We start from the raw sequence: 22,199 nt of genomic DNA, 5'->3' as shown, positions 1-22,199 counted from the left end.
AATGGACAAAGGAGTAAAATTCCACCAGAACAAAAGCTATGTAAAAAGCGACCTACTTTACCAGTAAGTCGCTATGATTCCAATTAGAAGTTGGCATCACTTAAAATTTTATCCATTGAAGCATCTACACTGCCTTCATACATTGGACCGAATTTCACTAAGTGTACTAATAATAAATAGAATTTATAGAATTCAATGCGTTGATACGCACCTTCATCTAAAGGATAAGCTTTATCATAAGCTTCATAGAATTCTTCAGAGAAACCACCGAATGTCGTTGTCGCTCCTAAATCGAATTCACGATCGCCATACATTGGAGCTGGATCAAAGAGTGCAGGTTCACCATTTTCTAAGAACATATAGTTGCCGCCCCATAAATCACCATGTAATAGCGATGGTTTACTTTTGTGATTGTCTAATGCATTCACAATCACTTGACGTACATTATCAAATTTATTCAATTGATCGACGTTCCACAATCCTTTTTCAACGACCACTTCTCTTAAATGATCCAATCTGCGGTTCACAAAGATTTCTTTCCAAGAATCTGTCCATTCATTATTGAAAGAAATATCTCTGCCTTCATAAGGATGGTCGTAACCAAAACGTTTGTCTGGATTATGGAAATCGTGCAATTTTGCGACCAATTTACCCAGTTCAGCTTGGCTGCCTCGTGGTCCCTCTTCTAGCCAACTTAATACTAAATAAGCATCTCCATCAATTTCACCATTCGCAATCACACGCGGTGCAGTAACTTCCGCATACTCAAAATCTTTCAACCCTTCTGCTTCTGCCGCATAGAAGTCATAAGAAGTATTCGGTTGTACTAATAAGAAGAAAGTTTCATCATTTTCAGTATCAATACGATATGCATCATTCACGTCACCGCCTGCGACAGGTACAATATCTTTAATACCTGAAATCGGTAAATTTTGTTGCCATAACTTATCCATTATTTCTTCCCCCGTTCTAAAATGTCTCATACATAATATATACCACTTATCTTATAATTATAACTTGCTTTTATTAACCCTCTTCTTAGGAACATGACTTTTGTTTATTTCTTTTTACAATAGCGTGTTATTCAAAATAACAATCTTTTTTGCAGTTGCTTTTATGCTATACTAATGACAAATAATTGGAGGGTGAAATCCTAAATGAAAAAACTTCTACATCGTTGGTTTATTCAAGGTCTAAGTTATATGACCTTAGGCCTATTCGGTTCACTTATTATCGGTTTAATCTTACAAACTATCGGTAAACAAACTTTGTTTCCTGTTTTAAATTTACATTTTTTATCTGAAATCGGCACAGTCGCGATGGGCTTAACAGGTGCCGCAATCGGTGGTGCCATTGCTTATGGTTTAGGTGCACAACCTTTAGTTGTCTTTTCTTGTATCATCGTCGGTTCTCTCGGCTATGACAAGTTTGGCGGCGGTGCAGTAGGTGCCTTCGTTGCCACTTTAATCGCCACTGAATTAAGTCGTTTTTATGCAGCTAAAACGAAAATTGACATTATTATCTCACCATTACTTACTTTAATTGTCGGTGGTGCAGTGGCTAAATTTATTGGACCATTCTTAAATGACTTTATGGTGTCACTTGGTAAAATGATTATGCTTGCGACTGATCAACGTCCGCTTGTGATGGGTATCTTAGTCGCAGTGATTTTCGGTCTAGCTTTAACAGCACCGATTTCAAGTGCTGCTTTAGCTTTAATGCTAGATTTATCTGGTTTAGCCGCAGGTGCCGCAACAATCGGTTGTTGTGCACAAATGGTCGGTTTTGCGGTAACGAGCTATAAAGATAATGGCGTCGGCGGTATCATTTCAGTCGGTATCGGTACAAGTATGTTGCAAGTACCGAATATCTTAATGAACCCCGCAATACTTATTCCACCGACACTCGCAAGCGCAATTGTCGCTCCAATCATGACGACACTCTTCCCAATGACTAATAATGCGGCAGGTGCAGGGATGGGAACGAGCGGTTTTATTGGACAGATTATGACGATAAATACCATGGGTGCTTCACTTCACACTTGGATTTTAATCGGTGTTTTCCAAATTGCTTTACCTACCATCGTCAGCTACTTGCTTTATAAAGTGTGTCGTAATGCAGGATGGATTAAAGATGGTGATCAGAAAATCCATATTGGTGACAAACGCACTTCAAATTCATAAACACAATTAAATATACATCATAAAAATAACGTTCTATCCTGATTACTTGGATAGAACGTTATTTTGTATTTACACTAACTTACTTATGAAATTCAGTTATTCTGTTTCAACACCTAATTCAGATAAATAGCTGCGTCCGAATTCAGGCATTGGTACATTAAAGTTATCTGCGATTGTCGCACCGATAGAACTGAACGTTGTATCACCGCTAAGTTCATGTGCTTTATCTTTTAATTTAGGACTATAGAACAATACTGGAATATATTCACGCGTATGGTCTGTACCAGGCGCAATCGGATCATTACCATGATCTGCAGTAATAATGACTAAATCATCTTCTTGCAGATTTTCAAAAAGTTCTGGTAGACGTTCATCAAATTCTTTGATTGCTTGCGCGTAACCATCTTTATCACGACGATGGCCATATAACGCATCGAAATCTACTAAGTTTAAGAAACTGAGTCCAGTAAAGTCATGTTTAACAACTTCAACAAGTTGATCCATACCATCCATATTATTTTTTGTACGTACCGCTTTCGTTACACCTTCACCATCATATATATCATTGATTTTACCAATTGCGATGACATCGTAACCATTATCCTTTAATTCATTCATGACAGTACGACCAAATGGTTTCAATGCATAATCATGGCGATTTGACGTACGTGTGAAATTACCTGGTTCGCCCACATAAGGACGTGCAATAATACGTCCAATTAAATATTTAGGATCTTTCGTTAATTCACGGACCTTCTCGCAGATATCATAAAGTTCTTCTAAAGGAATGATATCTTCGTGTGCCGCAATTTGAAGTACAGGGTCAGCTGAAGTATAGACAATCAAATCACCTGTCTTCATTTGATGTTCGCCCCACTCATCAATAATCTGCGTACCAGAAGCTGGTCGGTTCGCGACTATTTTACGTCCTGTCATATCTTCAATTTCTTTAACTAGTTCATCTGGGAAACCTTCAGGATAAACTTTAAATGGCTGCATGATGTTTAAGCCCATAATTTCCCAATGACCTGTCATTGTATCTTTGCCAACAGAAGCTTCGCTGAGTTTTGTATAAAAGGCTTCAGGATGGTCGACTTCATTAACAACTGGTAATTGATCAATATTACCTAATCCTAAACGTTCTAAATTCGGTAATTTTTGTTTAAATCCTTCTAATGTATGTTTTAAAGTGTGGCTGCCTTCATCGTTGAATGCGGCCGCATCTGGCCCTTCTCCGATACCTACAGAGTCCATCACAATTAAATGTACACGTTTAAATGGAGTTGTCATACTCATTCGCTCCTATCTTTCTTTATTTCAAATTTATTCAGTAATCACCGTATGAATCAATGTCGGCGCTTCACCTGTTTGCGCAATCGTAATATTATCATAGATTTTAGCTTTGACATCATCAATGGATTCCGTATTACTGTAAACTGTCATCAGGCTTTCGCCCTCTTCAACTTTGTCCCCGACTTTTTTATGCAGAACTAAGCCGACAGCTAAATCTATTTCATCTTCTTTTGTTTGGCGTCCTGCACCTAGCATCATAGACGCAATACCCATTTCGTTCGCCACAATCTCAGTGACAACACCGCTTGATTTGGCTGGAATGTCAATTTGGTATTTGGCTTGAGGTAATAATTCAGGATGGTCTACTACTTCTGTATTACCCCCTTGATTGCCTAAGAATGTGCGGAATTTATCTAAAGCTGCACCGCTATCAATAGCTTCTTGAAGTAACGTACGTGCTTCATCTAATGTTTCAGCTTTACCGCCGAGCACGACCATTTGAGAACCAAGCGTCATTACAAGTTCAGTTAGATCTTCTGGTCCTTCACCACGTAATGTATCGATTGCTTCTTTTAATTCAAGCGCATTACCAATCGCATTGCCGAGTGGTTGACTCATATCAGAAATAATCGCCATAGTTTGTCTGCCGACATCATTACCGATTTTAACCATCGCATGTGCCAATGCTTTCGCATCATCTAACGTCTTCATGAATGCGCCGTTACCTGCCTTAACATCTAAAACAATCGCATCGGCACCCGCCGCAATCTTCTTACTCATAATAGAAGATGCGATTAATGGGATAGAATTTACTGTACCTGTCACATCACGCAATGCATAAATCTTCTTATCGGCCGGTGTTAAGTTACCTGATTGTCCAATTACTGCTAATTTATCTTCATTTACAAGACGAATGAACTCATCTTCTGAGATTTCTACATGGAAGCCATCAACCGCTTCTAATTTATCGATAGTACCGCCTGTGTGCCCTAATCCACGTCCGCTCATCTTAGCAACTGGTACACCCACTGCCGCAACGAGTGGCGCAAGTACTAATGTCGTCGTATCTCCTACGCCGCCTGTAGAGTGTTTATCAACTTTAATCCCTTCGATTTTGGATAAATCAATCATATCTCCTGAATGTACCATTGCCATGGTTAAAGCAGCACGCTCTTCATCATTCATATCTTGGAAAAAAATTGCCATCGCAAGACTCGACATTTGATAATCTGGGATGTCACCATTCGTATAGTGTTCGACCATCCAATTAATTTCTTCAGTCGTTAATGCCTTGCCGTCCCTTTTCTTATCGATTAAATCCACCATTCTCATAATACTGTCACTCCTTCAAGTATTCTCTTTCATCTGTGCTTTGTGACACTTGCTTACTTATATTTTACCATGAGAATACATCAAAACGAGAATGAAATGAATAGAGAATGAGTCAAAATCAAAAACAATTATTTGCGCCAAGAATATAAATAACACAATTTCACAAGCTTGTGAAACATAGATTAAACTGCGTATTTCTAGGGAAAGTAGGTGTATAATAAAGTAAATTAGAAATTGGAAGTGTTTAGGGTATGGCAAAAGTGAAAATGCGAGCAATCATCAATAAAAAATATGGCAAACATGCCAAAGCAGAATTAAAAGAAATCAAACGACCTAAAATCAAAGACAATCAAGTGCTCATTAAAATACATGCGGCAAGTGTCAATCCGGTCGATTTTAAAATTGCGCAAGGCGGTAAAATGCGTCTCTTCTTTAATTATAAAACACCTTATATTATGGGACATGATTTTGCGGGGGAAATCGTGGAAGTCGGCAAGCATATTTCTGCATTCCAAGTCGGTGACAATGTCTATGGCTTAAAAGCAGGTGCTTTCGCAGAATATATTACGGCTACGCAAAACCAAATTGCGGCAATGCCAAATCACTTAAGTTATGAAGAAGCTGCTTCTATTCCTATGGCAGGTTTAACTTCTTACCAAGCTTTAAATGACGTCATGCATTTAACCAAAGATCAAAAAGTTTTAATCCAAGCAGGCTCTGGGGGCGTTGGTTCTTTTGCGATTCAATTTGCGAAAGTATTAGGCGCTTACGTTGCGACAACAACCAGTAGTAAAAATCGTGAGCTTGTCAAAGATCTCGGTGCTGATAACATCATCGATTACCGTCGTCAAAACTTTACTGATAGTTTAACCAACTATGATGGTGTTTTTGATACGTTAGGCGGCGAAAACTTATTTTCAGCATTTAAGATTTTAAAACCTTTAGGTAAAGTGGTTTCTATCAGCGGCATTCCTGATGCGCAAACCGCGAAAGATTTGAAACTCTCTTTATGGAAACGTTTCTTATTAAAATTTGCGGCACGTAAAGTTCACCGTGCAGCACGCCAACATCACGCTTCATATCACTTTATCTTTACACGTGACAGTCGTTCACAACTCAACAAAATCAGACAATTGATTGAATCAGGTAAAATCAAACCTGTGTTAGACTTAACTTTTGATTTTGAAGAAACAGATAAAGCTTTAGAATACATTCAACAAGGCCACGCAACTGGCAAAGTGGTTATTCGTATTTCAAGATAACTTGAAATACAAAAGCAAACATAAAAACACCACATCACTTTTATCACAAACCTCAACCTTTGCGATAGAAATGATGTGGTGTTTCTTTATATACTTCAAATAATTATAGTTTATTGAATTGAAATTTCAGCGTCTTCTTCTGCATCAGCACCATTATCAATATAAACATAAGTTCTGAGCGTCAACGCATCTGTATCTTTTTGGAATTCATAATTCTCTAGTGGAAATTCAAATGGTTTTTCCACTGTTTGTGCCGCTTCAACGACTTGTTCACTATGAATTTCATAGACTTGTAAAACATTTTCCATTTCATCAAAGTCACTGTGTTCTGTTTCATTTTCTTTGTGTTCGATTAAAGATAATTTAATTTTAGAGATTTGTTGATCCGCATCTCCGCCTTTTAATACGACTTTACCTTTAATCAATTCATTAGCATCAAACACATCTTTTTCTAAACGTGTTTCTACTGTTAATGCACCTACACCTAATGATGTTAAGATTTTTTCAAACATAGTATGCCCTCCTTGAAATGTGTGAAGTTTTATCCTCTCGACTTATTTATCTCTTCCCTAACTTTAAGTCGTTTAATTCAAAAACTGATTCATTAGATTTGAACAACAACTTTATCTTAAAAAAGAATTTCATCTCATGTCAATCTAAGCATATTGAAAAACAGACACATAGAAAAATTCATTCTAAGCGTCTGTTTTTTTAGTTCTAATATTTATACACTAACTGGAGTGATACCTTTAAAGTTTACTAAATCGTATGCACGTACAACTTCTTCTGTTGTCGGTTCGATTACACCTTCTAATGGATATTCAAGTTCTAATGCTTCGTACTTATGCACACCAAGTTGATGATAAGGTAAGATTTCAAAGCGTTCTACATTCTCAAGTGAGTTAATAAATTCACCGAGTTTAATTAAATCTTCTTCATCATCAGTATAACCTGGTACAAGGACATGGCGAATCCAAACAGGTTGTTTTCGTTCTGACAACATCTTCGCAAATTTAATAATATGTTCATTAGGTTTACCTGTTAATGCGATATGTTTTTCATTATCAATATGTTTTAAATCAAGCAAAATCAAGTCAGTATACTCAAGCAAATTATCTAAATGGGAAAGAAATGCTTTTGTTTCATTCACACAGCCTGCCGAAGTATCAATGCATGTGTGAATATCTGCTTTTTTAAGCTCTTTAAATAATGCTTCTACAAATGGCATTTGAAGCAAAGGTTCGCCACCGCTGATTGTGACACCTCCGCCAGAGACAGTAAAGTAAGGACGATATGGAAGAATCTCATCCACTAATTCGTCAACTGTCGCTTTACGGGATGCGTCAGTCAAACCCCAAGTGTCAGGGTTATGACAGTACAGGCATCTTAACAAACATCCTTGCGTAAATATAATATAGCGAAGGCCTGGGCCGTCAACTGTCCCTAAACTTTCTACTGAGTGAATTCTTCCTTCCATAATAATCGTCCTTTCTTTTTGTTTCATGATCCATATTACTCTTATTTTTTATACGGCATACTTTTTATTCATAATAGGCATCAAGCCGCAATAAATGCGGCTTTTACCTTAATTACATTCTTTCGTGGAATGTTCTTGAGATAACATCTAGTTGTTGTTCTCTTGTTAATTTAATGAAGTTAACTGCGTATCCAGATACACGAATTGTTAATTGTGGATACTCTTCAGGATGTTCCATTGCGTCTAATAATGTGTCTCTGTTAAATACGTTGATATTTAAGTGGTGACCATGTTGCATTGCGTAACCATCTAATACAGAAACTAAGTTATGGTTTTGTTCCATATCTGTTTTACCTAATGATTTAGGTACGATACTGAATGTATTAGAGATACCATCTTTACAATATTCGTAAGGGATTTTCGCAACTGATGATAATGATGCTAATGCACCGTGTTCGTCACGGCCGTGCATTGGGTTAGCACCTGGTGCGAATGGTTCGCCTTCTTTACGTCCATCTGGTGTATTACCAGTTTTCTTACCATAAACAACGTTTGAAGTGATTGTTAAGACACTCATTGTGTGTTCTGAATCACGGTAAGTTTTGTGTTTACGTAATTTTTTCATGAATGATTTTACTAATTCTACAGCGATATCGTCTACACGTTTATCATTGTTACCATATTTAGGGAAGTCGCCAGTTGTTTCGAAATCTACTGCTAAGCCATCTTCGTTACGGATAGCGCGAACTTCACCGTATTTGATTGCTGATAATGAGTCTGCAGCTACTGATAAACCTGCGATACCTGTTGCCATTGTGCGCATAACATCTGTATCATGTAACGCCATTTCAATACGTTCGTAGCTGTATTTATCATGCATGTAATGGATGATGTTTAGAGAGTTGATATAAACGCCTGCTAACCATTCCATCATTTGATCGAATTTCGCATACACTTCATCGTAGTCTAAGATTTCTGAAGTTACTGGTACGAATTCTGGACCTACTTGTTTGCCTGATTTTTCATCTTTACCGCCGTTGATAGCGTAAAGTAAAGTTTTCGCTAAGTTAGCACGTGCACCGAAGAATTGCATTTGTTTACCGATACGCATTGCAGATACACAACATGCGATACCATAGTCATCGCCATAGCTTTCACGCATTAAGTCATCGTTTTCGTATTGGATCGCACTTGATTTGATACTCATTTCAGCACAGAAAGTTTTGAAGTTTTCTGGTAAACGTTGTGACCATAAAACTGTTAAGTTTGGTTCTGGAGCTGGTCCTAAGTTATCTAATGTGTGTAAGAAACGGAATGAGTTTTTAGTAACCATGTGACGTCCGTCAATACCTACACCACCGATTGATTCAGTTACCCAAGTTGGGTCTCCTGAGAATAATTCGTTGTAGTCAGGTGTTCTTGCAAATTTTACAAGACGTAATTTCATAATGAAGTGATCCACAATTTCTTGTACTTCACGTTCAGTGATGTCACCATTTTGTAAGTCACGTTCTGCATAGATGTCTAAGAATGTAGAAGTACGTCCTAAACTCATTGCAGCACCGTTTTGTTCTTTGATTGCTGCTAAGTATGCAAAGTATAACCATTGAACTGCTTCTTTGAAGTTTGTAGCTGGTTTGCTGATGTCATAACCATACATTTCAGCCATTGCTTTTAATTCATGTAATGCACGGTGTTGTTCAGATAATTCTTCACGTAAACGGATTGTTGCTTCGTCCATTTCAGTAGACATGTTATTGAAGTCTTTTACTTTTTCTTCAATTAAGTAGTCCACACCATATAATGCTACACGACGATAGTCACCGATAATACGTCCACGTCCGTATGCATCTGGTAAACCTGTGATGATACCTGCTTTACGGCAAGCTAACATTTCTTTAGAGTAAGCATCGAATACACCTTGGTTATGTGTTTTACGAATGTCAGTAAAGATTTTTTCAGTTTCTTTATCTAATTCATAACCGTATGCTTCACAAGCTGCTTTCGCCATACGAATACCACCGAATGGTTGCATTGAACGTTTGAATGGTTTTTCAGTTTGAACACCTACGATTTGTTCAGTGTCTTTGTTTAAGTAGCCTGCATCATGTGAAACGATTGTTGATGCAACTTTAGTATCCATATCCCACATGCCGCCACGATCGCGTTCTTCTTTAGATAATTCCATAACTTGTTTCCATAAATCACTTGTTGCACGTGTTGGTGATTCTAAGAATGATGAATCGCCATTGTACATTGTGTAGTTCAATTGAATAAAGTTTCTAACATCCACTTCTGAAGTCCATTTGCCAGTCTCAAATCCTGCCCATGCTGATTGTTTTCTTGATTTTGGTTCAATCATTGATATCCCTCCATGGATAATGTGTATTTTAGGTTTATTGTTTGTTCACCTTTTCACATACTATTATACATTGACTTGTGAAATAAATCACTAAAATATGAAAACGTTTTAATAAACATGTGTCAAGGTTGTGACTCTGTTAGATTAAGTGTTACATTCAAAAATCACTGTATTAGAACAGTAAATTTTTAATTGCAAATAAAAAACAATCCAGTAAAGCGTTATATGCATTACTGGATTGCTTCAATATTTATTCAATGATTACTGGTTAATTTAACGTTACTTGTATCCTTGATCTTTCAAATAAGATTGTAAGACAACAGCTTGATTATGTTTTTCATCTTTAGCGCCAAATAGAATAATCACATCTTTACGTGCATCTTTAACCATGCCTTCTAATGTTTTGAGTTCTTCATTTTGTTCATCATTGTTTTCAAGTTCTTTGATATATTTCTTTTTAAAGTTTTCGAACTTATCTGCATCATGGTTGAACCACTCTCTTAATTCTTTTGTCGGTCCGATATTTTTTAACCATTCATCCAAATTCGCATTTTCTTTTGAAATACCACGTGGCCAAACTCGATCCACTAATACACGTACACCATCGTCTTCTGCTTTGTCATCATAAATGCGTTTTACTTTGATTGCCATACAAGCATCCTTCCTTTCAAACAATAATCAGCACTTTATATTTATTATACCCTTGTCCTATATACACAAACGACGCTCATTTCTTATTTTAATAGGAAGAAACACAACATTCCGTATTGTATACAATCATTCTGTGGTGGTACAGCGCTTACATAGTACAACAGTAAACTGTACAGTTTCACAATAACGTCACAACTCTAAAAAGTTATGCACCATTTATAGTGATTTTAACCACAACTCATGTTATTGTAGTATGTGAAATAGATAACAAAGTTGTTTCAAGCGATAATGTTGTTCAAGAGACCCCTGAGACACGAACAACAGATAGATGAGCGCTTTAAACAACGCTATCTATTTAATATTTTAATTTGGCGGCATTATTTTACGATAATGCGACGCTTTACAGTGAACGAGTACATCTCAGAACAACAACCTAGAAATGTCATTGGCAGGAACACCGTGGTAGGATTTCTGTCATGTTGCTGCATATTTCTTTAAAGATGTTCCCCGCATCCTAAAGAAACATGTATCAATTTTAGTATATTTCAGGAGGTGAGTTGCTCATATAAGCGAAAACGAAGACAGGATTACCCCATCCTAATTTCGATGCTGACATATTCGAATCATATTAAACTTTGATGTGTTTCCCCTGATACATCAAATTAACAACAAAATTTCAAAACAGCTGCATTTTAAAGTAAGTGGCTCCCCAACCATTTACTTAGTATACTCCCAACTTTCGTAAGCGGCTGTAAGGAATGATGTGCCCCGATAATATGAATCGAATGCACGAGCTTATCTCTAAAAATGAGTCGTAGGTATATTCAAAAGTTGAGCATTCATGAAACAGATAGATTGGATGACAGAGGATTCAACGTCTGCATGTCATACATGCTCAATCCACTCCTTAAAAATTGTAGGCAAAGTAAGTAATAAGAATGATAACCAATCATATTGATGAACTCTGATAGAAATATACTAAATGGTTAGTCTCAATACACTTTCCCCTGAGTGTATTGAACAATGAGTAAACTCCTTAAAAATTGATATTGTTATTACAAGTACTAGAAATGATTCCCCTTCATTTCTAAAATCACTGTAATGGAGAGAAGGTTTCCCCAGACCTTCTCTCTTTTTTGCTTTTTAACCACTTGTCGTCTCCTTGATACCACATGTATCAAAACTATTCTCATAATCATCAAGCTCTGCTTTAATAGAATTAAAGAGAGGAGCGAGTGCTCATGAAAATCAATTCCTATTTTGATCCGACTTATCCTGAAGAATATGTTGATATCTACGCACACGAACATTCCAAAACAGTCGATGCGATTATCCAAGCTGCACAACAAACATCAACCATTCAAACTTTAACAGGCAAAGAAAATGATAAAACATACCGCTTCCCCATAGAAGATTTCCTCTACATCCGTTCAGAACAGCGCAAACTCTTCGCCTATACAACCTCGCATCGTCTGCACATTCAACAGCGCTTTTATCAGCTAGAACAATCCTTACCAAAGGATTTCATCAGAATCTCACAATCAGAAATCATTAACATGCATAATATTAAGCACTTAAGCTTAAGTAAAAACGGTATGATTCATATCGAAATGAAACATGGTGAAGCAACTTATTCCTCACGACGTTATTTAAAACAATTGAAAGCGAGGTTATTCCAATGAAACATATGATTAAACAATTATGTATCGGTTTTATGGTTGGCATAACGATAGGTATCACGATGTCTCTTATCTTCTCGTTTATTTTTGCGCAAGGTCAATACGAACCCTTATCACCCGTTTCAACAATGGGAATGTACTATCATACACATCTTTCTGAAGTGATGACCATGTTCGTATGTGTCATCATATGGGGACTGATTGGTGTACTCTTCACACTCGCTGAAATGATTTATTATAAAACAGATTGGAGCTTGCTTAAAACAACACTCGTCCATTTAGTACTCTGTTATGTTGGATTCTTACCGCTTGCGATGTTAGCTGGATGGTTCCCGCTCGATTTATTAAATATCTTGGTATTTACACTCATCTTCCTCTTCATCTACAGTATGATTTGGATCATCAACTATATTAAGAATAAACGCTTAGTCAATGAGATTAATCACAAACTCAAATAAATAAAAAGCTCCCGATAAAGGATTCACTGTATCAGTGCCTGCCTCATCGGGAGCTTAATTGATTTATGATTGTGTAGTTTCATTGTGCTCAAGCTCATCAAAGAAAGCTTGGGCTGCTTTATTCACTTCTTTAAAGTCAATCCCTTGTGCTTGTGCCGCAAAAACACAGCCACAATAACATTGACGATAAATATTATAGTCTCGACACATTTCTAAAGAACGTTCATAGCCTTTATTCTTTTTGAAATCACTCGGTAAATAATTAACATCATATAATTTTTGAACTTCTGATCCTATTTCATTAATCAACTGCGCATTTTTCTTTGGCGATAATGTTAATGCGCTGCCGAAATAATCATAACCATATTTGACAGCCGCTTCTGCCACCATATCCAAGCGCATTTCAAAACATGCCGTACAACGTAAGCCACCTTCTGGTTCATCTGTCACACCACGTTCTTTCGCCATCTTCATAAATTCATGCGGCTTGTAAGGGGCTTCGATATAGCGGACATTTGTCCCATTACGTTCATTGAAATCTTTAATAAATGCTTCTTGTACATACGCACGGCGTTCATATTCTTTCTTTGGATGAATATTCGGGTTCGCAAAATAAATCGCCACATCCGCATACTGTGTCAAAAACTCTAACACATACGTACTACAAGGCGCACAACAACTGTGCAATAAGATTTTAGGACATTCCTCTGAGCGCTCCCATTGCTGTATCATTTTCTTTAAGACTCTATCGTAATTGATCTTTTGATTTTTCATTTTGGCTACAATGCCGTCCATTTCAATCATGGATGTCTTCGCTCCTTCTTAGTTGAGAATTTATATGTGCGTTTATTATAACGGAATTATCATAGATGTGCTATTACTCATGGTCTGATACGTTATTCTTCGGCATATTCAATGGAATCGTATAATGTGACGTGTCTTCCCAACCTTGGTGCTCAGTAAAGATTTCAAAGCCGCGTTTAAATGTTTCATCTATCGTATCTAATTCATCTAAATCACCGCGTTGTAACTCATAAATAAATTCTGTTAATTGTTTACTGAAATAAGCGCCTTCTGGTAATGTACCTTCATACGTAAAGTCAGCATCTACGAATGGATAAGGTAAGACGAAGAAAGTAGGTCCTTCAAAGTTATCATCACCGAACCAGAAACCAAATTCTACAAAACGTTCATCGAAACAACCATATTCAATCACTTGGCGTGGTTTGAATGTTTCATGCATTTCGTTATACACCACTAATGTTGATACATCGAATGTTCCCCAGAATAAACCAGGACCTTCTACACGTGCACGTAAAGGGTGCACAAAGCGTTCTAATGCACGATTCGCATACTGAAAGAGTTGGATAGCTTTCACTGCTTTATCATGGTCATAATGGTGATGTTTTGTATCTTCATCAAATGGTGTTTTATCTGCCAATTCTTGAGGTTCTGGGTTAATGTCGACTTCAATATCAAACTCTTTAACCGTTCCTGTGATTTGTTTGTAGTAGTCTTGAACTGTTTTGCCATCTTGTAGTGGGAAGGTTGTCATATCTTCATTCACACGCACTTCGATTTGGTCATCTAATACGTTCACGCTGATTGAGAAATATTTTTCACCAAAATACAACATCCCTGTCGTAAAGCCTTCAGGTGTAATATTTAAGACTACATGTTCCCATTGAGGTGCTTGATAAGCACACGCTAATTTATATTTACCTAGTATTTGCGCAATTAAATGTAATGTTTGATGCTCTTCTTTCCAATCTTGATACTTTAAGATTTCCATGGAAATACCTCCTCTTTTTCTTACCTCTACCCCTTTTTATCAGAGAAATGTAAAAGAAACCGCCGAAGCGGTTTCTAACTGTCATATCTATTCAACGACCATGTTATAGATTTACTTAACGATTAATACTGGCGTATTAGAACGTTTTGCGACTTTATGAGTCACATGGCCTAGTACGTGTTTAATTTCAATGCGAGAACGTTTGTTACTCATCACAACGATATCATAATGATTTTTCTCTAACTCATCTAAAATTTCAATTGTCGGACTACCTGTTGTAAAGACAATTTCATAGTTCATGCCTTTATCTTCAAGGATTTGTATAAATGGTTTCATGTCGACTTCTTTTTCTTTTGTCACTTCTTCAAAGTGTTTGTTTTGATAACGTACATAGTTTGCTAATTCAGTTTCAGAAATCACATGATACACAGTGATTTTGGCTTGATCATTTCCTCTTGTTAAAGCTTCTAATTGGTCTGGTACATTGTTGAACGCATTACCGAAATCATACGGTACTAAAATATTATTATACATACAACTTCACTTCTTTCTTGATAAAGTTTAGTATTAACCTATTCATTATTAATATACCCTAAGTTATTAATCTATAACGGAAACTTCCTATTTTGTGCATGAAAAAAACAGAAGATGCGAATAAACATCCTCTGTTATAAATTATGGCTTATAAATCTAAAGATTGGATATATGATTTGATTTCTTCTTTCATTTCATCATCTTTTAATGCATAAGCAATCGTCGTTTTAACGAAACCGATTTTCTCTCCAACATCAAAACGATGTCCTTCAAAATCATACGCAAACACTTCATCGTCATGATTCAAGCGTTCAATCGCATCTGTTAATTGAATTTCGCCGCCGCTGCCTTTATCTTGCGTAGATAAATAATCGAATATTTCAGGTGTTAAGACATAACGCCCCATAATCGCAAGGTTTGATGGTGCTGTCCCTGGCGCTGGTTTTTCGACGAATTTTTCCACTTCATACAAACGCCCATTTTGCTTCTCAGGTTTCACAATACCATAACGGTGTGTTTCCTTTTCTGGCACTGTTTGTACACCGATGACAGATTTGCCTGTTTCATCATAAACATCCATTAATTGTTTAATCGCTGGTGTATCAGATTCCACAATATCATCACCAAGTAAAACAGCGAATGGTTCATTACCGATGAATTGTCTTGCTGTCCAAATCGCATGGCCTAAACCTTTTTGTTCACGCTGACGGACATAAAATACGTTGGCTAAGTGTGTAGAGCGTTGCACTTTCTCTAATAAATCTGTTTTGCCTTTTTCTCTTAAGTTGTTTTCAAGTTCAACTTGATTATCAAAGTGATCTTCAATGGCACGTTTGTGTTTACCTGTCACAATAATAATGTCTTCAATTCCTGCGCGATAGGCTTCTTCAACGATATATTGAATCGTCGGCTTATCTAAAATCGGCAACATTTCTTTCGGCATCGCTTTTGTTGCTGGTAGGAAACGTGTTCCTAGGCCTGCTGCGGGAATTACTGCTTTTTTAATCTTAGTCATACAATATCTCCTTTTTCATCAGGTGGTCTGAAATTATCAAGATTATACCTTGACTTGTCTTTTAAACAGCCACATTTAAAACGTTCATCTCTTTATCTTCAAACTATGATTTCATCACAAATTGTAACGTTTACATCACTGATAATATTAGGGTTTTATCGTGTAATAGTCAACTTTTAACAAAAGCACCTGATTTTCATCAGATGCTTAGTTGAGGTGTTATTTGATTAGACGAAAGGGAGGGATGTCAGTGTTCCCTTCATCATCTTTTTGTGGTTTATTGTTAATGTCGTAGCGATGATTCGCAAGATCAATTAATTTTTGTTTATAGTCCTTACTATGAATAATCTCATCTAAAATACGTAGGACATCTTCATTTTTCATTTCTTCTACTTTACCGCGGTAGATTTTTTCATAAACTTGTTCTGGATGGATTTCGTCTTCATCAAGCAACTCTTCATATAACTTTTCACCAGGTCTGAGACCTGTGAATTTGATTTCAATGTCTCCATCTCTATAACCGCTTAAGCGAATTAGGTTTTTCGCAAGATCTACGATTTTAACAGGTTCTCCCATATCTAATACGAAGACTTCACCGCCATCCGCAATCGCACCTGCTTGTAATACCAGACGTGCTGCTTCAGGGATTGTCATAAAGTAACGTGTGATTTCAGGGTGTGTCACTGTAATTGGACCGCCCGCTTCAATTTGTTTCTTGAATAACGGGATAACAGAACCACGTGAACCTAATACATTACCGAATCTTACTGCCACAAAGTTCGTATGACTGTTTTCTTCATTCATACTTTGTACAATCATTTCAGCGGCACGTTTAGACGCACCCATCACATTCGGCGGATTCACTGCTTTATCTGTAGAAATCATAACGAACTTAGATACTCTCGCTTCTCGCGCTGCTTCAGCCACATTTTTCGTTCCGATTACGTTATTTTTAATCGCTTCACTTGGGTTATATTCCATCATCGGCACATGTTTATGTGCAGCTGCATGGTAAACCACATATGGTTGGTAATGACTGACGATTTTAAATAAGCGTGAACGGTCTTGAATATCAGCGATAACAGGTACGATATCAATTTGATCGCCGTATTGTTTTTGAAGTTCTTGGTGAATTAAGTAAATACTGTTTTCACCATGTCCTAACAAAATAATACGTGCGGGTGCAAAACGACACACTTGTCGACAAATTTCAGAACCGATTGAACCGCCGGCACCTGTAACCATAATCGTTTGATGTGTTAATTCTTTGGAAATCATTTCCATGTCCAACTCTACAGGATCACGTCCAAGTAAATCTTCAACTTCCACTTTCTTCAATTGGCTGACTTCTAATTTACCTGACATAACTTCTTCAATATTCGGCATTTTCAATACAGTCGCTTGTGTATTTTCACAAATACTATTGATTTCTCTTAAGCGCTGTTGTGTTAACGTTGGTATCGCAATAATGATATTTTTAATACGATATTTATTAACTAGATCTGGGATATCTTCAATAGTACCTTGAACTTTAACCCCTTCTGTAATCGTCAACTTTTGTTTCTTTGGATCATCATCCACGACTACAACAGGTTCCATGCCCATAGTCGGACGTTTCAACATTTGGTTAATCAACATTGAACCGCCTTCACCAGCACCGATAACTAATGTATTCTTACGTTTAACGCCTTTACGTACCAGTGTTCTTCTAAATAAACGCCATGATAAACGAGAGCCACCGATTAATAACACATGCATCATCCATGTGATGAAGTATAATCTCAAAAACGGACCTTCATGTGTAAAGAACGGTACGATTAAAACGGTCATGGCCATCGAACATGTGACCGCTTTAACTATGACAATCATTTCATTGACACTCGCATATTCCCAAGCCCGGTGGTATAAGTTGAATACACTGGCAAAGATGTGATGAGAAAACAGCAATACCAGTGATGATAAAATTAACAATGATAAAGAATAACCGCGGAAATACGGTTCAAGAATTAAATAACTCAAAAAGACAGAAAAAGCAACAATGATTGAATCAATAAACAATAGTAATATCAGTCGCTGCTGTCTTGCGGAAATTTTTGACACTTTATTTCACCTCAATTAATTGATCTCTGTTTACTCTCGGTGTAATGTTTATGTTATTTCTAAATGAAATGGAAAAGGTTGGGAAGCTTACCTGTCCCAACCCGCTGTTCCTCTCAGATTCTTGCTGCAAGACTTGCGCTTATCTTAGCGTTCAAAGTCATCTTGTGTTAAATCTTCTCGTTTTGTACGTCTACGTTGTTGTGTATGTTGTGTCTGATGTGTATTTGATTTTGAAGAACTTTTTGATTGATTTAAGAACTCTCGGATTAAGATTAAAATAACTGCGATAATAAAGCCTGCGACCAACCCTATAAATGCATTTTTAGCAATGCTTGATGAAATTTCTTTCACATCATCTTTGGATTTAGAAAGAATTTCAATACCGCCATCTGGTGATATTGCATTGACCTCTTCTTTAAGTACTTCAGCAGCAGTATCTGCGATTTTCACCGCATCTTTCTCACTATTAGCCGTTGCGGTAAAGTTCAATACTTGAGAATTCGGTTGGTTGTTCACTTCTACCTTTTCAGTGATGGATTTCGCATCTTCATCTTTTCCAATCTCTTCTGCCACTTTGCCTAAGACACGTGGGCTTTTCGCAATATCTGTATATGTAGCCACAATTTGAGAATCAGCTTGGTATTTCTCAGCCATCGTCAAATCGCCTTTATCACTTTTTTCAATCAATACTTGTGAAGTTGCTTCATATTTCGGTTGCGCTATAAGTGCTGTTAACAGCACGCTTAAAATCAGACCTGCAATAGGAAAAATAATCAACCACTTTAAGTAACGCTTGATTATCCTCCATACATTTGAAAAATCAAAACTATTATTTTCTTCCATATTGCTTCGTTACCTCCGTAATGCGGAAATTGAATGATACATGTCAGAAACGTTAAAGTTATTTTAACTTACACAACAAATTCCGACCGTTTGATAACCATTATAAAGGAAAACAAAATAAATTAATTCACATTAATTGAATTGTTGCATAAGTTTTACATGTAATTAACATTCTTAAATCGCAATTAACGACAGAAACAACAAAGTATACAATAAACCTAAAGAAACGCAAAAATAGCTTCATACTTGCTTAACATTAAATGCATTAAACATTGAAGTCACAAAAACAACTAAGATATGCATAAGCGTGCATGATCAAGTGTTAAATTAATTTTAGGTTAATGGAATAAAAAAATGCATCATTTGAAAATAACGCATGTCTACATGCGTGGTCATGAAGTTTAAGCAACTGTCTATTCTTACATAAACAGCCTAGCTTTTTCGTTGCGAGTTGGAGATGTTCTAAGATGAGGAATAAATAATCGCACTAAAATTTGTGCCTAAAACAAAAAAATCATTTCTATCATTATTATGATGACAAAATGTTTGTTAACAAGATTGATTATAATATACAACAAACTTAAAAGGCAATAGGCTTGACAATCCATTTTCAAAATTTTGTAAAGGTTCATACACATACTCAGTTTGTTTGAAACAAACAAAAAATGTAACACTGTTCAAATAATGTTCGAAATAACTTTTAAACTTTATATTGTAGTCATCTTCTTTTTAGTGTAAAATATCAATGATAATAGTTATCAATTAGTAATAAACGAGAGAGGTGTCCCGTATGGTAGACGCAGCAAACGCCAAAAAAGGTTTAACTTATAAAATCATCAACATGAACTTCGATAATACAATGCTAGCACATCGCTTAAGCGCACTTGGTTTTACAGTCGGAAGCAAAATTAAAGTACGTCAGAAATTCTTTATGAAAGGTCCATGCACATTAGAAATGGACGGACAATGTATCGGCATCAGACATTGTGATGCATGTAAAATCACATTGGAGCAAGCGCATGTCTAATACCTATTGTATTGTCGGCAATCCGAATGTCGGCAAAACCACACTGTTCAATGCCCTGACAGGTTCATATGAATATGTCGGCAACTGGAGCGGTGTGACCGTTGAAAAGAAAGTCGGTATTTTATCAGATAAGCAAGGAGATCTGGTCGATTTACCTGGTATTTATGACTTATTACCGATTTCGAAAGATGAAACAGTCGTGACAGATTATTTACTGCACGATGAGTTTTCAAAAATCATCAATATTGTCGACGCAGTACAATTAAAACGTAATTTATTATTAACGACACAATTGATGGAATTCGGGGCACCTTTATTACTTTGTTTAAATATGGGCGATGTCGCAGAGAAACGCGGCATCCAAATCAATCGTAATTTATTGATGCGTCGTTTGAAGTTGCCGATTTTGCCGATTGTGGCGAGAAGCGGCCAAGGTATCGATAGCATCTTAGAACTCTTGAAAGAAGAAACTTTATCTACATCACAACCATTGAAAATTCCATACGAGCATAAAGTCGAACACGCCTTATCTGAAATACAACATTATTTAAAACATCATTTAGAATTACCTGAGAAACGCCATCGTTTTATCGCTGTTCAATATTTACTGGGCAATCCAGCCATTGAACACTATATCAGTGCACATCATCATGAAGATTTACGTCAAATCCGTAATCATCTTGCTGAACAATTAGATATTTCAATCGTGGATAGTATGCGTCGTTCACGTACTGAGTTTATCGATACACTTATTGAAGATGTCATTACGCATCAAGATAAGAAAAAACAATATTTGACTGACCGTATCGACAAAATTTTAACAAATAAGATTTTAGGTATCCCTATCTTTTTAGGTATCATGTGGCTGATTTTCCAAGCGACCTTCTCATTGATCGGTACCCCGCTGTCAGATAAATTAGATGAATTTATCGGCGGTACCTTTACAGATTGGGTCAACCAAGGAATGGATGCGATTGGACTCTTCCCATTCATGAAAGATTTGATTACAGATGGGATTATCGCAGGTGTCGGTGCTGTCTTAGTTTTCGTACCGCAAATCTTAATTCTATTCTTCTTTATTTCAGTATTAGAGGATTCAGGTTATATGGCACGTATTGCCTTGATTATGGATAAAGTCATGGAAGGCTTAGGTCTTAATGGTAAATCATTTATCCCAATGATTATTGGTTTTGGTTGTAATGTTCCAGGTGTCATGGCAACGCGTTCTATTGAACAAGAGAAAGAGCGTTTAACAACTATCTTAATTACACCATTCATGTCATGTTCAGCACGTTTACCTGTATACGCATTATTTGTAGGTGTTTTCTTCCAAACACACCAAGCACTCATCGTGTTAAGTTTATACGTGATTGGTATTGTCGTCGCATTAATTGTCAGCTTTGTGATGACAAAAACAATTTTGAAAAAGGAAAACTCAGTTTTTGTGATTGAATTACCACCTTATCGTTTACCATCAGCAAAAACACTTTGGCGTAGTACATGGGAAAAAGCAAAAGGCTTTGTGAAAAAAGCAGGTACATTTATCTTCGGTGGATCAGTCGTTATTTGGTTATTAAACTATGCAGGTCCAACTGGCTTTGGCGTTGATGTTGACCATAGTTTCTTACACTTAATCGGTGCAGCGATTGCGCCATTATTGATTCCTTTAGGATTCAGTTCATGGCAAGCGGGTGCTACATTAATCCCTGGCTTCTTAGCTAAAGAAGTCGTTGTCAGCGCAATGGCGATTATTTACGCCGTAGACAGCCAAGGTTTAACAAATATGATTGCGAGTCATTTCACACCCGCATCAGCGTATGCGTTTATGTTATTTATCTTATTGTACATTCCATGTTTGTCCACTGTCGCAGCCATCAGAAAAGAAACAGTGTCTTGGAAATGGACGATTATCGCAACGCTTTATCCGATTGCGATTGCCTATCTCCTAGCATTTGTGTTCTACCAATCTAGCCAACTCTTTTTCTAGGAGGAATTATTTATGACACTACTCATTAATCTTGTCATCTTTTTATTGATATTTGGATATGCGGCCTTTACAATCGTCCGCTTCTTCAAAAAATCTAAACAAGGCAAATGCGCAGCTTGCGACATCAACAAAGGTTGTGGTCATTCAATGCCTAAAGAAATGAAAAAACATCAACAACATCACTCATCATAAATTTACTAATAT

General features: G+C 36.7%; 20 protein-coding genes. 7 read left to right on the top strand and 13 right to left on the bottom strand.

Annotation, left to right across the window (positions count from 1 at the left end):
• Positions 1 to 83: 83 nt before the first annotated feature.
• Entirely contained in the window at positions 84 to 953 is an 870-nt protein-coding gene (locus tag MUA87_RS02185; protein WP_002479848.1) for a fructosamine kinase family protein, read from the bottom strand.
• Between the two features lie 204 nt (positions 954 to 1,157).
• On the opposite strand from MUA87_RS02185, the gene MUA87_RS02180 reads away from it, so the two are divergent.
• A complete protein-coding gene (locus tag MUA87_RS02180) occupies positions 1,158 to 2,183 on the top strand; it encodes a PTS sugar transporter subunit IIC (protein ID WP_262551242.1) in 1,026 nt (341 codons plus the stop codon).
• Positions 2,184 to 2,279: 96 nt separating this feature from the next.
• Here MUA87_RS02180 and deoB read toward each other — a convergent pair whose 3' ends face one another.
• Positions 2,280 to 3,473 (bottom strand): phosphopentomutase, encoded by a 1,194-nt coding sequence (deoB, locus tag MUA87_RS02175; RefSeq protein WP_262551241.1) that lies wholly within the window; start codon positions 3,471 to 3,473, stop codon positions 2,280 to 2,282.
• 33 nt (positions 3,474 to 3,506) lie between these two features.
• Positions 3,507 to 4,808: a pyrimidine-nucleoside phosphorylase gene (locus MUA87_RS02170; protein WP_262551240.1), complete on the bottom strand. Its 1,302-nt coding sequence runs from the start codon at positions 4,806 to 4,808 to the stop codon at positions 3,507 to 3,509.
• 266 nt (positions 4,809 to 5,074) lie between these two features.
• Between MUA87_RS02170 and MUA87_RS02165 the strand changes: the two genes are divergently transcribed.
• On the top strand, positions 5,075 to 6,070 hold the full coding sequence (locus tag MUA87_RS02165; protein WP_031262648.1) for an NADP-dependent oxidoreductase: 996 nt from the start codon (positions 5,075 to 5,077) through the stop codon (positions 6,068 to 6,070).
• A gap of 110 nt (positions 6,071 to 6,180) precedes the next feature.
• On the opposite strand, the gene MUA87_RS02160 is transcribed toward MUA87_RS02165, so the two are convergent.
• From MUA87_RS02160 to MUA87_RS02145, 4 genes are all read right to left on the bottom strand, one after another.
• Positions 6,181 to 6,582: a sporulation protein gene (locus MUA87_RS02160; RefSeq protein WP_002479853.1), complete on the bottom strand. Its 402-nt coding sequence runs from the start codon at positions 6,580 to 6,582 to the stop codon at positions 6,181 to 6,183.
• Positions 6,583 to 6,794: 212 nt separating this feature from the next.
• Positions 6,795 to 7,550, bottom strand: a complete 756-nt coding sequence (gene pflA / locus MUA87_RS02155) for a pyruvate formate-lyase-activating protein (RefSeq protein WP_057510118.1) — start codon at positions 7,548 to 7,550, stop codon at positions 6,795 to 6,797.
• Between the two features lie 109 nt (positions 7,551 to 7,659).
• Entirely contained in the window at positions 7,660 to 9,909 is a 2,250-nt protein-coding gene (pflB, locus tag MUA87_RS02150) for a formate C-acetyltransferase (protein WP_002479855.1), read from the bottom strand.
• 279 nt (positions 9,910 to 10,188) lie between these two features.
• The gene (locus MUA87_RS02145; protein ID WP_262551239.1) at positions 10,189 to 10,560 is read right to left on the bottom strand and encodes a DUF488 domain-containing protein; all 372 of its coding nucleotides are present in this window, start codon (positions 10,558 to 10,560) and stop codon (positions 10,189 to 10,191) included.
• A gap of 1,241 nt (positions 10,561 to 11,801) precedes the next feature.
• On the opposite strand from MUA87_RS02145, the gene MUA87_RS02140 reads away from it, so the two are divergent.
• Positions 11,802 to 12,242, top strand: coding sequence for a LytTR family DNA-binding domain-containing protein (locus tag MUA87_RS02140; protein WP_002479857.1), 441 nt, complete (start codon positions 11,802 to 11,804; stop codon positions 12,240 to 12,242).
• The gene (locus MUA87_RS02135) at positions 12,239 to 12,697 is read left to right on the top strand and encodes a DUF3021 domain-containing protein (protein WP_057510022.1); all 459 of its coding nucleotides are present in this window, start codon (positions 12,239 to 12,241) and stop codon (positions 12,695 to 12,697) included. The genes MUA87_RS02140 and MUA87_RS02135 overlap by 4 nt, the downstream gene beginning before the upstream one ends.
• Positions 12,698 to 12,760: 63 nt before the next feature.
• Here the strand turns inward: MUA87_RS02135 and MUA87_RS02130 are convergent, their stop codons facing one another.
• From MUA87_RS02130 to MUA87_RS02105, 6 genes are all read right to left on the bottom strand, one after another.
• Positions 12,761 to 13,501 carry an epoxyqueuosine reductase QueH gene (locus MUA87_RS02130; RefSeq protein WP_262551238.1) on the bottom strand — a complete coding sequence of 247 codons (741 nt, stop codon included), beginning with the start codon at positions 13,499 to 13,501 and terminating at the stop codon, positions 12,761 to 12,763.
• Positions 13,502 to 13,574: 73 nt separating this feature from the next.
• Entirely contained in the window at positions 13,575 to 14,489 is a 915-nt protein-coding gene (locus MUA87_RS02125) for a DUF5996 family protein (protein WP_262551237.1), read from the bottom strand.
• 111 nt (positions 14,490 to 14,600) lie between these two features.
• The gene (locus tag MUA87_RS02120) at positions 14,601 to 15,023 is read right to left on the bottom strand and encodes a universal stress protein (protein WP_002479861.1); all 423 of its coding nucleotides are present in this window, start codon (positions 15,021 to 15,023) and stop codon (positions 14,601 to 14,603) included.
• A gap of 148 nt (positions 15,024 to 15,171) precedes the next feature.
• Positions 15,172 to 16,038: a UTP--glucose-1-phosphate uridylyltransferase GalU gene (gene galU, locus MUA87_RS02115; protein ID WP_002479862.1), complete on the bottom strand. Its 867-nt coding sequence runs from the start codon at positions 16,036 to 16,038 to the stop codon at positions 15,172 to 15,174.
• A gap of 219 nt (positions 16,039 to 16,257) precedes the next feature.
• Positions 16,258 to 18,138, bottom strand: a complete 1,881-nt coding sequence (locus tag MUA87_RS02110; protein ID WP_023015502.1) for a polysaccharide biosynthesis protein — start codon at positions 18,136 to 18,138, stop codon at positions 16,258 to 16,260.
• A gap of 144 nt (positions 18,139 to 18,282) precedes the next feature.
• A complete protein-coding gene (locus MUA87_RS02105; protein WP_023015503.1) occupies positions 18,283 to 18,981 on the bottom strand; it encodes a YveK family protein in 699 nt (232 codons plus the stop codon).
• A gap of 790 nt (positions 18,982 to 19,771) precedes the next feature.
• Here MUA87_RS02105 and MUA87_RS02100 point away from each other — a divergent pair.
• From MUA87_RS02100 to MUA87_RS02090, 3 genes are read left to right on the top strand one after another with little or no spacing between them, the layout of a single operon-like run.
• Positions 19,772 to 20,008, top strand: a complete 237-nt coding sequence (locus MUA87_RS02100; protein ID WP_002479865.1) for a FeoA family protein — start codon at positions 19,772 to 19,774, stop codon at positions 20,006 to 20,008.
• Positions 20,001 to 21,995 carry a ferrous iron transport protein B gene (gene feoB, locus MUA87_RS02095; RefSeq protein WP_262551236.1) on the top strand — a complete coding sequence of 665 codons (1,995 nt, stop codon included), beginning with the start codon at positions 20,001 to 20,003 and terminating at the stop codon, positions 21,993 to 21,995. Before MUA87_RS02100 ends, feoB begins: the two co-directional genes overlap by 8 nt.
• A 12-nt stretch (positions 21,996 to 22,007) precedes the next feature.
• Positions 22,008 to 22,187, top strand: a complete 180-nt coding sequence (locus MUA87_RS02090) for a FeoB-associated Cys-rich membrane protein (protein ID WP_002479867.1) — start codon at positions 22,008 to 22,010, stop codon at positions 22,185 to 22,187.
• The last annotated feature ends 12 nt before the right edge of the window (positions 22,188 to 22,199 follow it).

The sequence above is a fragment of the Staphylococcus simulans genome, assembly GCF_025561465.1.
In the GTDB taxonomy this organism is placed as follows: Bacteria; Bacillota; Bacilli; order Staphylococcales; family Staphylococcaceae; genus Staphylococcus; species Staphylococcus simulans.
The sequence above is the reverse complement of the archived record's forward strand: the minus strand, read 5'-3'. Positions and strand labels throughout refer to the sequence as shown.